We start from the raw sequence: 14,267 nt of genomic DNA, 5'->3' as shown, positions 1-14,267 counted from the left end.
TCCCTGGTACTGGTACATGCGCCTCGCGGCCAGTCGCACTGACAGCGTGGGTAGCTACTGGGGCTCACCGCCACGGCGCCGGGCGAACCCCTACCGGTGCTGTTCCAGCCCGCTCGCCGCCGTGTGTGGGTGCTGGCCCGACCTCCCGTTTTCGGCCCACTCGACGACATTGCGCTACGTCAGACGCCGGCAGCCTCTGGCACTCTCTACGGCGTGGAAGCGTCTCCGGACATGATTCGGCAGCGCATGCTCCAGCACCGTGAGATCAACGTGCTACGCGATCGACCAGGCCAACCGTTGGACGACACCCCTGCCGAAAACGCCAAGCGAGAGGTCCTGCGGCAGCACTATCAGCTCTGCTGGGTGATCCAAGCCCCCGGTGGTGAAGTCGCGACCTTCATCCGCCGCGACGCCCGCCCCGACGGACCCGCTGTGCGCGTCCGGACGAGTCATCCGCAGTTGACCGTATTCGTGGCCAACCCTGGAAGGTCGCGAGATCCGGCAGTACGGCTCTAGGCTTACCAGCGTCGGGGCTGGGACCTAATGTCGGTGATTGGCGCAGTGGGCTTGGGGCGCGGAACGGAGTCAGTGGACCCCGTGTGGACCACAGACCCCGCGCGACGCCCCGGGCCGGTACGCTGTACCCGCTCCGTCCCTGGTGGGCGGTGTGTGGGTGGGTTGCCCGAGCGGCCTAAGGGAACGGTCTTGAAAACCGTCGTGGCAGCGATGTCACCGTGGGTTCAAATCCCACACCCACCGCGGTGATGGACGGCCCCTGACCAGGCGTTACGGTCGGGGGCCGTCGCCGTGTCCGCCGCCCGCCGAGCACCGCCGTTACCCGCGATTGCCCGGCCGATCGGGCACGGGGAAATGGCTGTCCTCGTCGACGGCCTCTTCAGTGTCGCTGAAAACGGGTGGGCGGCGCCCGGGTGGCCGATGCGGTCGGTCTCGCGTACTCGGGTTGGTCTGAGTACTTGCGCTCTGGTCGCCCGGGTGGGCGTTCCTGAACGCTTGGGGCATGGAACAACGACGACCGAATCCCGTCCCCCAGTTGGTGTCGGGTCTCGTACTGGCCGGTGTGACGTCGGCCTTGTGGGCCGCCTGGCTGGGGTGGGACCAGCAGCGTGATGTGCACGCCGACGGTTCGACGACCGGGCCGTACGAGGCATGGCAGGTGATCGGGCTCGTGCTGACTCTGCTGGTGCTGGTGTGCTGGGCGGCCTCCCGGCGCTATGCCGCAGGCGTGGTGGCCGGCGTCACCGTCGGTCTGACCGCTTCCGCCTACTACGACTGGTCGGACGACTCCAGTGGCCTCTTCGTGGTGGGTGTGGGGATGGTCATGGTGGGGAGCCTCGCTGTGACCTCCGCACTCCGCGCCGTGATCGCCTCCGTGAAGCGAGGAGGCGGGGCTGTGACAGGGCTGTGACCGGAGGTGTGGCTTCCGCCACGGCCGTAGCGGGGGCGGGCTGGTGAGGTGGGGCGATGCGCATCCCCCAGCTCCGTACGCCGCTTGTGGTCTCCGGTGCTCTCGTCGCCGGTCTTCTGCTCGGTGCCTGTGGTACTCAGAACGCCGCGTCGGACGGGGGAGGAGTCGGGGGAGCGAGTGCGCCGGAGGGGCGGTGCGGGGCGGGGGTGTCCGGTGGCGTAAGTGCCGGTGCCAGTACCGGTGGCGGGGAAGGTGCCGGTGGGGCCGGGCAGGAGCGGGACGGGGTGCGGATCGTCGGGATGGTCGAGAGGGCCGGCGGCGGGGTGAGTTCCTCTCCCGGTGTTCGGGGGAGCGGGCGACCCGGCGTGTCCGTGACGGCGGACAGCCTTCCGGGCCTGCCGGATGAGCCCCGGGGCGGGGACTCGTCGTGTGTGGTCGCGTACTCCGTGACCAATCAGGAGGCCGAGCCCTTCACGTACACCATCACCTTCTCCCTGGTGGACGACCAGGGGAGGGCGATGTCGAACGCCGAGGTGACGGTGGCGTCCGTGGGGGCGGGGCGGACGGTGCGGCGCACCCTTGAGGACGTGGGGTATCAGGGCGGTCGCAGCCTGGGCGCGGAGCATGTGCGGATCTTGGATGTGAAGCGGGTGCCCGCGGACGAGGCGCCGGCGCCCGCGGGGTCCTGCCCGCCGTCCGGGCTGCGTCTCACCGCCGACAAGGGGGACGCGGCCATGGGGCTGCGTGTCGTGGGGCTGCGTCTGGAGAACTGCGGCAGTCGCACGTACTCCGTGGAGGGTTACCCGGTACTGCAGTTGCTCGACGAGGACCTTGAGCCGGTCGACGGGATCGACATCCTGCGGGGCACCGACGACATTCCCATGGCGGGAGACGGGGGTGGGGCGCCTCGGCCGGTGACCCTGGAGCCGGGCGAGTCCGCCGTCTCGGGACTGGCGTGGCGCAACACCACACAGCTCGGTGAGGCGGTGAACGTGCCGTACGTCAGGGTCAGGGCCGAGTCCGGCTCCGACCCCGTGATGGTCACGCCGAACCTCGACCTCGGCACCACGGGCAAGCTGGGTGTCCGGGCGTGGCAGAAGGGCGAGACGGCGGGCCGGGGCGCGCGGCCGCGGGCCTAGAGTTCGTAGTCCCGGGCCAGGGTCGCCCAGTCGACGTCCCGCAGCGCGGCCTCCATGTCGCAGGAGCCCGGTATGTGCGGGGTGGGCTGGAACCAGATGACGGTCAGTCCGGAGCGGTGGAGGGCCGGGTCGTTGGCCGGGTCGAGGACAGCGGAGGAGAAGAGGCCCACGCAGGCCACACGCGGCAGCAACTCGACGGGGCCTGAGGAGCCCGCGTACTGGTGCGGGTACTCGCGGTGCGGCGGCACGAGGTGCACCGGTGTGGTGGGGGACATCCGCTCGGCGGTGCGCTGGAGCGCCTTGATGCGCAGGTCGTTGACGGGGCGGCAGGGGTAGCCCTCCAGCAGGCCGCCGTACGTCGATGTGAGCCGCAGCTCGGTGAGGTCGATGCTGCGGCCGGAGGACATGACGACCCGGGTCAGCGACATGGTCGGCACTTTGGAGCGGTCGTGCATGTGGGTCTTTCGAGTTTTGGGTCGGGGTTCCGGTTTCCGGTTTCCGGTTTCCGGTCTTGGTTTGTGTTCTGTGTCGAGGAGGGGCGCCCGGCCGGTGTGCGTCCCGGCTGGTGTGGGCCCGGGCGTCGTGTCAGGGATGGTGGCCCGTCATGCGGGCCGCTGACGCGATCGTGGCGCGGGCCTCGCGTTCGCCCAGGCCGGTGTTGAGGGCCGCCTCCACCAAGGGGTCCACGAGGGCGGGGCCGACGCCGTCCTCGTAGGCGCGGCAGGCGGCCCAGAACAGGCGGGTGTTGCGCTGGCCCTCGTGGGCGGCGAGGACGAACTGGACGAGTCCCTGACCGTGCGCCTCCGTCGTGGAGAGGGCTGGCTGGTGTGCGCGTGGCGGTGGGAGCAGGAGGCGCAGGAGCGCGGGTGGGCAGGCCGCGGGGGCGAGGTGGGCCGTGCCGGGCGCGGCGGCGTACGCGCCGTGCCGGGTGCGGGAGCCGGGGCCGACCAGGTAGCCGCCGGCGCCGCGGATGTCGATGCCGGGGGCGAGGCGGCCGGCCGAGTTGGGGACGACGCGGTCGGGCGGGCCGCTCAGCCAGAGGTGGCGCCCCCCGCTCGGGGTCAGTACGACGACGGTGGGCGGGATCGTGAACAGGTGGCGCAGGGCGAGTTCGCGCAGGGCGGCCGAGGAGTCCGTCTCCGACTTCGTGTCCAGGTCGACGCCGATGAGGTGGTGCGGCGGCAGGCCGCAGGCGATGCCGTAGCCGGTCGCCCAGGGTGCTGCGGCGAACAGTTCGCGGATGCGGGCGGGGTCGGTGGAGGCGTCGTAGACCCCGTGGCCGAAGCGGCCGCACTCGCCGTGGCAGGGGGCCGGTGCCGGGTCGTCCCGGTGGGGGGAGCGGAGGGCCGGGAGCTTCGTCCGGGACAGGGGGATGACGGCCAGTCCGCGCTCGGCGGCTGACAGGGCGTGTGCGAGGGCCAGCGTCGTGGCCTGCCGGTCGGTGGTGGCCATGACTCCATTTTCGTACGTGCGTTCGAAAAAGGGAAGGGTGGTGGCGTACGACGCGCCGGGGAGGGGCGGCGGGCGAGAAAACTGCCGGAACGCTTCACCTCTTGCGGCGCTTGGGGCGGAGCTGTCCGCACTGCCCTGAGCTGGTACGGAAGGGAAGCAAAGGGGTTTATCGACTTGTCATCACGCTTGAGGGCGAATCAGGTCTTCCGGGGTGGTTCGCCGGGGATTCGGTGGGCAAGTCTGATCACGCGACGTCGTGCACAGCGTCGAGGCGGTCGGCCAACTGCCTTGGCACAAGCTCCACTTCGGCTTTACTCGGCTCCACTTCAGATCGACTGCCGCTCTACTTCACGTACTTCTCGCGCTGTCGGCCGCAAGCCGGTGCGCACTTGTTCTGGAGGAACAACATGGCAAGCATCCGTACCGCCCGCGTCGTCGCCGCTGTCGCCGCCCTTCCGCTCGCCGCCGCCCTCTTCAGCGGCGCGGCGACGGCGGACAACGGTGCCATCGCGGACAACGGATCGAACGCGACCGCTTCGGAGGCCTTCGCGGGCATCCTCGGCAGCGGCGTCGGCGGGGACAACAACGGCAACTCGTCCACCACGCAGCAGCAGGCGGTCGGTTCGGGGGCATCGAACCAGAGCAACACCGCGCAGGTCGACGGCTCCGCGTTCACGGCGATCAATCAGGGCAACGAGAACGTGGCCGTGAGCTTCTCCCCGCTGTGGTGGTGAGCTGAGGGACCGGCGCGGGTGCGCTCCCGCGCCCGGTCCCTCAGTCGCTGTGCGGGTGTGCTTCATGGGGTCGCAAGGCGCCTGGGCGGCGGTACTCCGGTATCGCCGCCCAGGCGTTTTCGCGCGCGTATGTCGTGAGGTGCGCCGCCTTCCGGGGCCCCGGGGAGCCCCCAGGGGGGAACCCGCAGTACCTCTCCTCCCCTCGTCCACCTACAGGAGGTGCAGCCGGCACCACCCCTACAACCTGAGGCGGACTCTGCTTCGGGACCTGCGGCCGATCCGCCGGACACCGCCTCGCTCATAGCGTTGAGCCATGACCACATCCGTCTGCACCAGCGCTTCGAACGCTGCCACGGCCTCGGCCCCGGCCAAGCCGCAGACCTTCCCGTACCCGTCGTTCTCGTCGTACGTGAAGGCCCGCCAGCCGGTGCTGCTGCGCACCGCCCGGTCGCTGACCGCGAACCCGAGCGACGCGGAGGACCTGCTGCAGACCGCGCTCACCAAGACGTACGTGGCCTGGGAGCGCATCGAGGACCATCGCGCGCTGGACGGATACGTGCGCCGGGCGCTGCTGAACACCCGGACGTCGCAGTGGCGCAAGCGCAAGGTCGACGAGTTCGCCTGCGAGGAGCTGCCGGAGCCGGAGCCCGTCCCGGCCGGCGACGACCCCGCGGAGCGCCAGGCCCTGCACGACGCGATGTGGCGGGCGATCATGAAGCTGCCCGCCCGGCAGCGGGCGATGGTCGTCCTCAGGTACTACGAGGACCTCAGCGAGGCCCAGACGGCCGAAGTGCTCGGAGTTTCCGTGGGCACGGTGAAGTCGGCGGTGTCGCGGGCGCTCGGCAAGCTCCGTGAGGACCCTGAGCTGGGGATTGTTCGGTAACGAACCGCTCCGCCGGCCGTCGGCGAGTGCCCCTTCCGGACACCTTGCCGGGGAACGCCCATTGATCGATCACCCGGGAGTAGTGACATACCGCGCGGTATGTGCGCAGAATCAGCGCAACCCTTACCGCCGCGTAGGCAATGTCGCCCCGGGAGGACACCGTGCTGAGCACGATGCAGGACGTACCGCTGCTGATATCGAGGATCCTGACCCACGGGTCGACGATCCACGGCAGCTCCCAGGTGACCACCTGGACCGGTGAGGACGAGCCGCACCGCCGCTCCTTCGCCGAGATCGGCGCCCGCGCCGCCCAGCTGGCGCACGCGCTGCGCGAGGACCTGGAGGTCCAGGGCGACGAACGGGTGGCGACGCTCGCCTGGAACAACGCGGAGCACGTCGAGGCCTACTTCGCGATCCCCTCCATGGGCGCGATCCTCCACACCCTCAATCTCCGGCTCCCGCCCGAGCAACTGGCCTGGATCGTGAACCACGCGGCCGACCGCGTCGTGATCGCCAACGGTTCCCTGCTCCCCCTGCTCGCCCCGCTGCTGCCGCACCTGAAGTCGGTCGAGCACGTCGTCGTCACCGGCCCCGGCGACCGGTCCCTGCTGGACGGGGCGTCGGTCCGGGTGCACGAGTACGAGGACCTCATCGCCGGGAAGCCGACGGCGTACGACTGGCCCGAGCTGGACGAGCGTGCCGCCGCCGCCATGTGCTACACCTCCGGCACCACCGGCGACCCCAAGGGCGTGGTCTACAGCCACCGCTCCATCTACCTGCACTCCATGCAGGTCAACATGGCCCAGTCGATGGGCCTGACCGACGAGGACACCTCGCTGGTCGTGGTCCCGCAGTTCCACGTCAACGCCTGGGGCCTGCCGCACGCCACCTTCATGACCGGCGTCAACATGCTGATGCCGGACCGCTTTCTGCAGGCCGCGCCGCTCGCCGAGATGATCGAGAGCGAGAAGCCGACGCACGCCGCCGCGGTCCCCACCATCTGGCAGGGCCTGCTCGCCGAGCTGACCGCCAAGCCCAGGGACGTCTCCTCCCTCACCCAGGTCACCATCGGCGGGTCCGCCTGTCCGCCCTCCCTGATGGAGGCGTTCGACGCGCTCGGCATGCGGGTCTGCCACGCCTGGGGCATGACGGAGACCTCCCCGCTCGGCACCATCGCCCGCCCCCCGGCCCACGCGGTCGGCACCCCGGAGGAGTTCGCGTACCGCCTCACCCAGGGCCGGTTCCCGGCCGGTGTCGAGGCCCGGCTCACCGGCCCCGGCGGCGAGCGCCTCCCCTGGGACGGCGAGTCCGCCGGTGAGCTGGAGGTGCGCGGCAACTGGATCTCCGGTGCCTACTACAACGGCCCGGGCGCCGAGCCGCTGCGCCCCGCCGACAAGTTCAGCGAGGACGGCTGGCTGAAGACCGGCGACGTCGGCACCATCTCGCCCGACGGCTTCCTCACCCTCACCGACCGCGCCAAGGACGTCATCAAGTCCGGCGGCGAGTGGATCTCCTCCGTCGAGCTGGAGAACGCCCTGATGTCCCACCCGGACGTCGCCGAGGCCGCCGTGGTCGCCGTCCCCGACGACAAGTGGGGCGAGCGCCCGCTGGCCACCGTCGTCCTCAAGGAGGGCGCGAGCGTCGGCTTCGAGGCCCTGCGCGCCTTCCTCGCCGAGGACGGCAAGATCGCCAAGTGGCAGCTCCCGGAACGCTGGACGATCATCGAGGCGGTGCCGAAGACGAGTGTCGGCAAGTTCGACAAGAAGGTGCTGCGCAGGCAGTACGCCGACGGCGGGCTGGACGTCACCCGGCTCTGAGCGACAGGGCCAGCGGGACGGGCGGGGCCAGCGGGACTGACGCGGCCAGCGGGACAGACAGGGCCAGCGGGACTGACGCGGCCGATGCTCGTACGCCGGGTGGGGAGCCTCCCCCGGCGTACGAGCCCCCGGCGTACGGGCCCCCGCGTACGAGCCCCCGCATAACGAGCCAGGCACCCGTGCCCCCCGCTTCGTCTGCCGCCTCCGCGCTCACCGCGTCCGTACGGCCGTCGCCGCCCACCCCAGCACCAGCCACGCCCCCGCCACCGCGCAGACCCCGCCCCAGCCCCAGTGGCCGTACGCGGGTCCCGCGAGGGCCGAGGCCAGGGCGCCGCCCGCGAAGCCGGCCACGACGTACGCCGTGTTGGCGGTGGCCGGAGCGGAGGTGGTGGTCAGGGCGAGGGTCTGGTTGGCGACGTGGGAGGCGACCAGGGCGGCGTGCACCAGGACCGCCGCCGCGCACAGGGCCGCCATCGCCTGCCCGCCCAGCCAGAACAGCGGCACCGACACGGCGGCGAGCAGATACGCGGACCGTACGACCTTGGCGGCGCCGAACCGGTCGACCAGGCCGCCCGCGAGCGGCGCGACGACACTCGCCGCGAGCCCGAACAGGCCGAACAGCCCGGCCGCGGCGGTGGTCATGCCGTAGCCCTCGCCCCCGGCCAGGAGCAGCGCCAGCGAGGTCCACAGCGCGCTCCAGGCGCCGTACATCCCCGCCTGGCGCACGCAGGCGCGCCACAGGGCCGGCGAGCGGCGTACCAGGCCGGGCACCGCGGCGAGCCCGGCGAACAGCGAGCCCTCACGCCGACGCCGCTGCGCGGGCAGTATGTACGCGGTCGCCAGGCCCAGCACGGCGGTCAGGACGGCCGCGCCCACGAACACCACGCGCCAGCCGAAGGCCTGCCCGACCAGCCCGCCGAGCACGCGGGCCGCGACGATCCCGGTGAACAGGCCGGCGATGACCGCCGCGACGTGACGGGCCCGGCGCTCGGCGGGCGCGCGCTCGGCGACCAGCGGGACCAAAAGCTGCGGTACGACGGTCGCGGCCGAGGCGACCAGGACGGCGCCCGCGAGCGCGCCGGTCCCGCCCGACGCGGCGCCGACGATCAGGGCCGCCGCGGCGACCAGCGCCAGGACGGCGACCAGGCGGCGCCGGTTCACGCTGTCCCCGAGCGGGGCGAAGAAGAGCAGACCGGCCGCGTAACCGAACTGCGCGACCGAGGCGAGCCAGGCCACCGCCGAGGGCGTGGAGCCGAAGTCGTGGGCGATGAGGGGGAGCAGCGGCGCCGCGAGGTAGATGTTGGCGGCCGTGACGGCGGTGCAGACGGCGATCAGGGGGAGGAAGAGCCGGGAGGAGGCGGACGGCCTCTTCCGGAGCGGGCCTCGGGCCTCACCCTCCGGCGTGGTCCGGGCGGTGGCTGCTGACGGTGACGACATGAGCGGAGCGACCCCTTCGAGCGCACACTAACAACTAACTGGTTGGTTGGAAGCAACTCACGGAGTCTGGTCCGCATTCCCCCGCCCTGTCAACCAAACAGTTGGTTACCGCCCCCGCCCCGCTACCCTGTCCCCATGGGAGCAAGGGACCCCGAGGCCACCAAGGCCCGGATCTTCGAGGCCGCGGTCGCCGCATTCGCCCGCTACGGCATCGCCGGCGCCCGCATCGACCGCATCGCGGCCGAGGCCAAGGCCAACAAGCAGCTGATCTACGCCTACTACGGCAACAAGAGCGAGCTGTTCGCCTCCGTCCTCGAGAAGAAGATGCTCGACCTGGCGATCTCCGTCCCCGTCGACCCGGACGACATCGAGGGCTGGGTCGACCGCCTCATGGACTACCACGCCGCCCACCCCGAGCTGCTCCGCCTCCTCTTCTGGGAGGGCATGGAGTACGGCACCGCCGAGCTGCCCCACGAGACCGAACGCCACGACCACTACGCCCGCAAGGTCGCCGCCGTACGGGACGGCCAGGCGCGCGGCGTGATCACCGACGCCATCCCGGCGCCCGACCTGCTCTTCCTGCTGGTCGCGATGACCAACTGGGCGACCGTCGTGCCGCAGATGAAGCGCATCCTGGTCGGTGGCGAGGACGCGGACGCCGACCGCCTGCGCGCCTCGATCAAGGAGGCGGCGCGCAGGATCGTCTCCGGCCGGGGCAGCTGAGCCCGGACCGGCGTCAGTCGGCCCCGATGCGCGGGAGCGGCGCCCGGACCGGCGTCAGTTGGTCCCGATCCGCGAGAGCAGCTCGACGATCCGGGACTGCACCTCGCCGCTCGTGGAACGCTCCGCCAGGAACAGCACCGTCTCGCCCGAGGCCAGCCGCGGCAGGTCGGCCTGGTCGACGGCGGCGGTGTAGACGACGAGCGGAGTGCGGTTGAGCTGCCCGTTCGCGCGCAGCCAGTCGATGATCCCGGCGTACCCGTCCTGCCCCCGCTGCACCCGCATCAGGTCCATCACGACCAGGTTCGGCCGGAACTGCCCCGCCAGCGTCACCGCGTCGGCGTCGCTCGCCGCCCGCGCCACCTGCATCCCGCGCCGCTCCAGCGTCGCCGTCAGCGCCAGCGCGATCTCCGCGTGCTCCTCGATCAGCAGCACGCGCGGCGGGTGCTGCTCGCTGTCCCGGGGCGCGAGCGCCTTCAGCAGTACGGCGGGATCGGCGCCGTAGGCGGCATCGCGCGAGGCCTGTCCGAGCCCGGCCGTGACCAGCACCGGCACCTCGGCCGCCACGGCCGCCTGCCGCAGCGACTGGAGCGCCGTACGGGTGATCGGCCCGGTCAGCGGGTCCACGAACAGCGCGGCGGGGAACGCCGCGATCTGCGCGTCGACCTCCTCGCGCGAGTGCACGATCACCGGCCGGTAGCCGCGGTCGCTGAGCGCCTGCTGCGTGGAGACGTCCGGTGCGGGCCACACCAGCAGCCGGCGCGGGTTGTCCAGCGGCTCCGGCGGCAGTTCGTCGTCCATCGGCTGCGGACGCGGCGGGTCCGCCACCTCCACGGCCCCGCCGGGCCCGTCCAGCGGCTCGGGCCCCTCGGCGGCGTTCCTGTCCGGCGCCCCTATGGCGTACGACCGCCCGGCGCCCTCGGTGACCGGCGCGCGCCGGGGCTGACCGCCGGCCAGGGACGGCTGCTCCTGCCCCTGCGGCCGGCCCGGGGACTCGGGTTGCGGCTGGGTCTTCGGTTGCGCGGCGGCGGGCGGCTGTTCGGCCGGCGGATGCGGGCGGGCCGACGGTTCCGGGCGCGTGGCGGCCGGGTCGGGCGGCGTACTCAGCTTGCGGCGCCGGCCCGAGCCGCCCGGCTGATGCGGGGCGGGTGTGGCCGACGGCTGCTGCACCTGGACCGCCTGCCGGTTGAACGGCACACCCTGGCCCAGCGTCCGCACGCTGATCGACCGTCCCTGCGTCGAGTTCGGGTCGACGGGCGCGGACGCTTCGGCGGGCAGGGGCTGCGCCGCGCGCGGAGCGGGGGCGTTCTCCGGCGGCAGCGGGGTTCCCCGGCTCGGCGTGGAGGCGGGGACGCCCTGCGGGGGCGTCGAGGCGGGAGACGCGGCGGGAGCGGGCCCGGTGGCGCCGCCCGGCGGTACGGGGATGCCTGTGCCTGTGCCTGTGCCTGTGCTTGTGCTTGTGGCGTCCGCGGCGGCGGGCCACGGCTGCGCGGCCGGCTGACCGGTGGCAGCGGGCTGCGCGGTGCCGGCGCCAGCCTCGACGGGCCGGGGCGACTCGGGGTGGGCGGCAGGTGCGGGTGCGGGCCCGGACGCAGGTGCGGCCTGGACGGGTACGCCTTGCCCGGCCGTGTTCTGCCCGGTCGTGCTCTGCGCGGCGGTGTTCTGTACGGCGGTGTTCTGCGGAGGAACGGGGGCTCCATGTACAGGTCCCCCCTGCACGGGTCCCGTCTGCACGGGTCCCCCCTGCGCCGAAAAGCCACCTGGCGCCGGAAGGCCACCCTGTGCCGCCGCCGGCACCGCTTCTTCGGACTGTCGGTCGGCGGCACCGGCCCGGCGACGCCGTCCCGTCGGCGCCTCGGCCGGGTGCGGCTGCGGCGGGGTGTGATCGTCGGACTGGTCGTGCGGTACGGCGTCGTGCCGGCCGTCGTCGAGCAGGGCGTCCCCGGAAGCGGCCGGGCCGGGCACCTGGACCTGACCCGTGGGCGCCGCCACGGGCGCCACGGGGCCGGCCGTCCCGTGCGGCTCCGCCGTCCCGTATGGCTCCGCCGTCCCGTCGGACGGCCGGTCCGCGTCGGCGGGGGGCAGGGCGAACACCTGACGCGGCGCCGCCTCCTGCGCGGCGGCACGCTCGTTCGCGGAGGCCAGGGCACGACGCCGGCGCCCGGTCGGCTGGGACCCGTCGTCCGGGCCCGACTCGCCGGCCTGCGCGGGCAGGGCCGGCGGCAGTGCCTGCTGCTCACCGCCGTCCCGCCGGGCGCGCCGGCCGCCGGGCGCGGGCACACCCTGCGGCGGTACGGTCCCGCCGAGACCGGTGTTGGAGGCCGCGGACGCTCCGCCGTGCTCGCCGGCCATGACGACGGCGCCCTCGGACACCCCGGCGGGCAGACCTTGAGGCACGCCTTGGGGCAGCCCCTCGACGGAGGCACCGACGGCCTCCGCGGACCGCCCGCGCCGGCGCCCGGTACCGCCGGACCCCTCGCCCGGCACCGCCTGAGCGGGAACCGGAAGCGGCACGGACACCTGACCCTGCTCCGGCGCCCCCGGGCCCTGCTCCCGCGCCCCCTGGACCTGCTGCTCCCGCGACCCCTGCCCCTGCCCCTGCTCATGAGCCTGAGCCGCACGCCGCCTGCGCCGTCCGGTCGGGGCGGTACCCGAGCCTTCGGGACCGATGGCGGCCTCGTCGTCGCCCTCGCCCCCCGCGCCCGCGCTCCCGCTCTCCAGGAACGCGTCGACGGACGCCCGCCGAGCGCGCCGCCGCCCGCCACCGGGGGCCGGCTCCTGAACGGCCAGGGCACTGCCCGTACCCGCAACACCCGCAACGCCTGCGGCACCCGCCGCACCCTCGACCTCGGCGCCCCGTGCCTGCGTCGGCGCCTGCGCCTGTTCCGGGGCCGGGCCCGGAGCATGAGCCTCAACGGCCCCCGCCCCACCCCCGATCGGCACCTCCAGCACATACGCGTTGCCGCTCATGCCCGGCACCTCGTGCGTCTGCAGCACGCCACCGTGCGCCCGCACGATGCCCCGCACGATGGGCTCGTGCACCGGGTCTCCTCCGGTGTACGGACCGCGCACCTCGATGCGTACGACCTCGCCGCGCTGCGCCGCCGCGACCACGACGGTGTTGTCCAGGTAGCCGCCCGTCGCCGACACGGGCGAGTTGCCGGTGGCGTCGACGCCCGCCACGTCCGCGACGAGATGCGCGAGCGCGATGGCCAGCAGCCGGACGTCGACCTCGGCCTCGATGGGCGGCGCGTGGACGGCGAACTGCACCCGTCCCGGCCCGATCAGTTCCACGGCCCCGTCGACACCGGCGGCCACGACGGCGTCGAGCATCACCTTCGTACGGGAGACGTTCTCGTTGCCGACGTCGAGGCGCTGATAGCCGAGGACGTTGTCGATGAGGGTGGTGATGCGCGAGTAACCGGCCGAGAGGTGGTGCAGCACCTGGTTTGCCTCGGGCCACAGCTGCCCGGCGTCGTCCGCGGCCAGCGCGGCGAGTTCCTGCCGCAGTTCGTCCAGGGGCCCGCGCAGGGAGCCCCCGAGGAGAGTGAGCAGCTGCTCGTGCCGGGCGGCGATCGCCTCGTAGCGGTCCTTCTCCCGCTCACCGAGCGCGGCGTAGCGGTCGGCGTCCGCGGCGATCTCCTCCGCGTGCTGCTCCCGCAGCTCCTCCAGCTCGGCCACGTGCTGCTGGCGCAGCGCGGTCAGCTCGGAGGCGTGCTCCTCGGCGAGCCGCTCCAGTTCCTCGGCGTGCCGCCGCTCCGCGTCCTCGTGCTCCTTGACGAGCGCGTCGTAGGGCCGCCGGTCGGTGAAGGTCATCACGGCGCCGACGAGCTGGTCGCCGTCGCGCACCGGCGCGGTCGTCAGGTCGACCGGCAGCTGGTCGCCACTCTTGGCGAACACCACCTGCCCGCGCACCCGGTGCTTGCGGCCCGAGCGGAGGGTGTCGGCGAGCGGGGACTCGTCGTACGGGAAGGGCGAGCCGTCGGCGCGCGAGTGCAGGATGAGGGTGTGCAGCTCGCGGCCGCCGAGGTCGCTGGCCCGGTAGCCCAGTATCTGGGCGGCGGCCGGGTTGACGAGGACGATCCGCCCGTCGGTGTCGGTCCCGACGACGCCCTCGGACGCGGCCCGCAGGATCATCTCGGTCTGCCGCTGCGAACGGGCCAGCTCGGCCTCGGTGTCGACGGTGCCGGAGAGGTCGCGGACGACGAGCATCAGCAGTTCGTCGCCGGTGTAGCCGTAGGTGTCGTAGGCCTGCTGGCCGGTCTCCAGGTTGGCGCTGGTGACCTCGACCGGGAACTCGGTCCCGTCGGTGCGCCGGGCGACCATCCGCGTGGGCTTGGTACGCGCCCGCGGATCGATGTGGTCCGGCCGCCGCATCGACCCGGGGATCAGCCGCGAGTCGAACTGCGGCAGCAGATCCAGCAGCCCGCGTCCGACCAGCGCGGTGCCCGGGGTCTCGAAGGCCTCCAGCGCGATGGCGTTGGCATTGACAATGGTGCCGTTGGCGTTGACCAGTACCAACGCGTCCGGCAGGGCGTCCAGTATGGCTGCGAGGCGAGCAGTGCCTCGGGATGGCCTGCTGCTCACGAGACGCTTCCCTCCTGTTACCGCACTTGCCGACCGCCCGGGCCATCTTGCCAATCGGCCCGCAGGGTGTCA

At 72.9% G+C, this 14,267-nt stretch carries 10 protein-coding genes and 1 tRNA gene; 7 read left to right on the top strand and 4 right to left on the bottom strand.

What is annotated here, in order from left to right; translation table 11 throughout:
- Window positions 1-672 precede the first annotated feature (672 nt).
- The 3 genes from ACIQ6R_RS20610 to ACIQ6R_RS20600 all read left to right on the top strand — a co-directional run bounded on the left by ACIQ6R_RS20610 (window position 673) and on the right by ACIQ6R_RS20600 (window position 2,565).
- Window positions 673-759, top strand: a tRNA-Ser gene (locus ACIQ6R_RS20610).
- A gap of 259 nt (window positions 760-1,018) precedes the next feature.
- Entirely contained in the window at window positions 1,019-1,426 is a 408-nt protein-coding gene (locus ACIQ6R_RS20605) for a hypothetical protein (protein ID WP_404222762.1), read from the top strand.
- A 446-nt stretch (window positions 1,427-1,872) separates the two neighbouring features.
- Complete coding sequence (locus ACIQ6R_RS20600; protein ID WP_404222761.1) at window positions 1,873-2,565, top strand: DUF4232 domain-containing protein; 693 nt, start codon at window positions 1,873-1,875, stop codon at window positions 2,563-2,565.
- Here the strand turns inward: ACIQ6R_RS20600 and ACIQ6R_RS20595 are convergent.
- Both ACIQ6R_RS20595 and ACIQ6R_RS20590 read right to left on the bottom strand, forming a co-directional pair.
- Window positions 2,562-3,020 carry a hypothetical protein gene (locus ACIQ6R_RS20595; protein ID WP_404222759.1) on the bottom strand — a complete coding sequence of 153 codons (459 nt, stop codon included), beginning with the start codon at window positions 3,018-3,020 and terminating at the stop codon, window positions 2,562-2,564. The genes ACIQ6R_RS20600 and ACIQ6R_RS20595 overlap by 4 nt on opposite strands.
- A 130-nt stretch (window positions 3,021-3,150) precedes the next feature.
- Window positions 3,151-4,017 carry a bifunctional DNA primase/polymerase gene (locus ACIQ6R_RS20590; RefSeq protein ID WP_404222757.1) on the bottom strand — a complete coding sequence of 289 codons (867 nt, stop codon included), beginning with the start codon at window positions 4,015-4,017 and terminating at the stop codon, window positions 3,151-3,153.
- Between the two features lie 407 nt (window positions 4,018-4,424).
- Between ACIQ6R_RS20590 and ACIQ6R_RS20585 the strand changes: the two genes are divergently transcribed.
- The 3 genes from ACIQ6R_RS20585 to ACIQ6R_RS20575 all read left to right on the top strand — a co-directional run bounded on the left by ACIQ6R_RS20585 (window position 4,425) and on the right by ACIQ6R_RS20575 (window position 7,451).
- Window positions 4,425-4,751 carry a hypothetical protein gene (locus tag ACIQ6R_RS20585; protein ID WP_404172698.1) on the top strand — a complete coding sequence of 109 codons (327 nt, stop codon included), beginning with the start codon at window positions 4,425-4,427 and terminating at the stop codon, window positions 4,749-4,751.
- Between the two features lie 313 nt (window positions 4,752-5,064).
- Window positions 5,065-5,634, top strand: coding sequence for a SigE family RNA polymerase sigma factor (locus tag ACIQ6R_RS20580; RefSeq protein ID WP_404172695.1), 570 nt, complete (start codon window positions 5,065-5,067; stop codon window positions 5,632-5,634).
- A gap of 140 nt (window positions 5,635-5,774) precedes the next feature.
- Window positions 5,775-7,451 carry a long-chain fatty acid--CoA ligase gene (locus ACIQ6R_RS20575; protein WP_404222756.1) on the top strand — a complete coding sequence of 559 codons (1,677 nt, stop codon included), beginning with the start codon at window positions 5,775-5,777 and terminating at the stop codon, window positions 7,449-7,451.
- 210 nt (window positions 7,452-7,661) lie between these two features.
- Here ACIQ6R_RS20575 and ACIQ6R_RS20570 read toward each other — a convergent pair whose 3' ends face one another.
- Entirely contained in the window at window positions 7,662-8,888 is a 1,227-nt protein-coding gene (locus ACIQ6R_RS20570; RefSeq protein ID WP_404222755.1) for an MFS transporter, read from the bottom strand.
- A gap of 135 nt (window positions 8,889-9,023) precedes the next feature.
- On the opposite strand from ACIQ6R_RS20570, the gene ACIQ6R_RS20565 reads away from it, so the two are divergent.
- On the top strand, window positions 9,024-9,611 hold the full coding sequence (locus ACIQ6R_RS20565) for a TetR family transcriptional regulator (protein WP_404222753.1): 588 nt from the start codon (window positions 9,024-9,026) through the stop codon (window positions 9,609-9,611).
- A 54-nt stretch (window positions 9,612-9,665) separates the two neighbouring features.
- On the opposite strand, the gene ACIQ6R_RS20560 is transcribed toward ACIQ6R_RS20565, so the two are convergent.
- Window positions 9,666-14,195: a PAS domain-containing protein gene (locus tag ACIQ6R_RS20560; RefSeq protein WP_404222752.1), complete on the bottom strand. Its 4,530-nt coding sequence runs from the start codon at window positions 14,193-14,195 to the stop codon at window positions 9,666-9,668.
- Window positions 14,196-14,267 lie beyond the last annotated feature (72 nt).

The organism is Streptomyces sp. NPDC096048, assembly GCF_044763415.1.
Taxonomy (GTDB): Bacteria; Actinomycetota; Actinomycetes; order Streptomycetales; family Streptomycetaceae; genus Streptomyces.
Note: the sequence above shows the minus strand (reverse complement) of the source record. Positions and strands in the feature narration are given on the sequence as shown.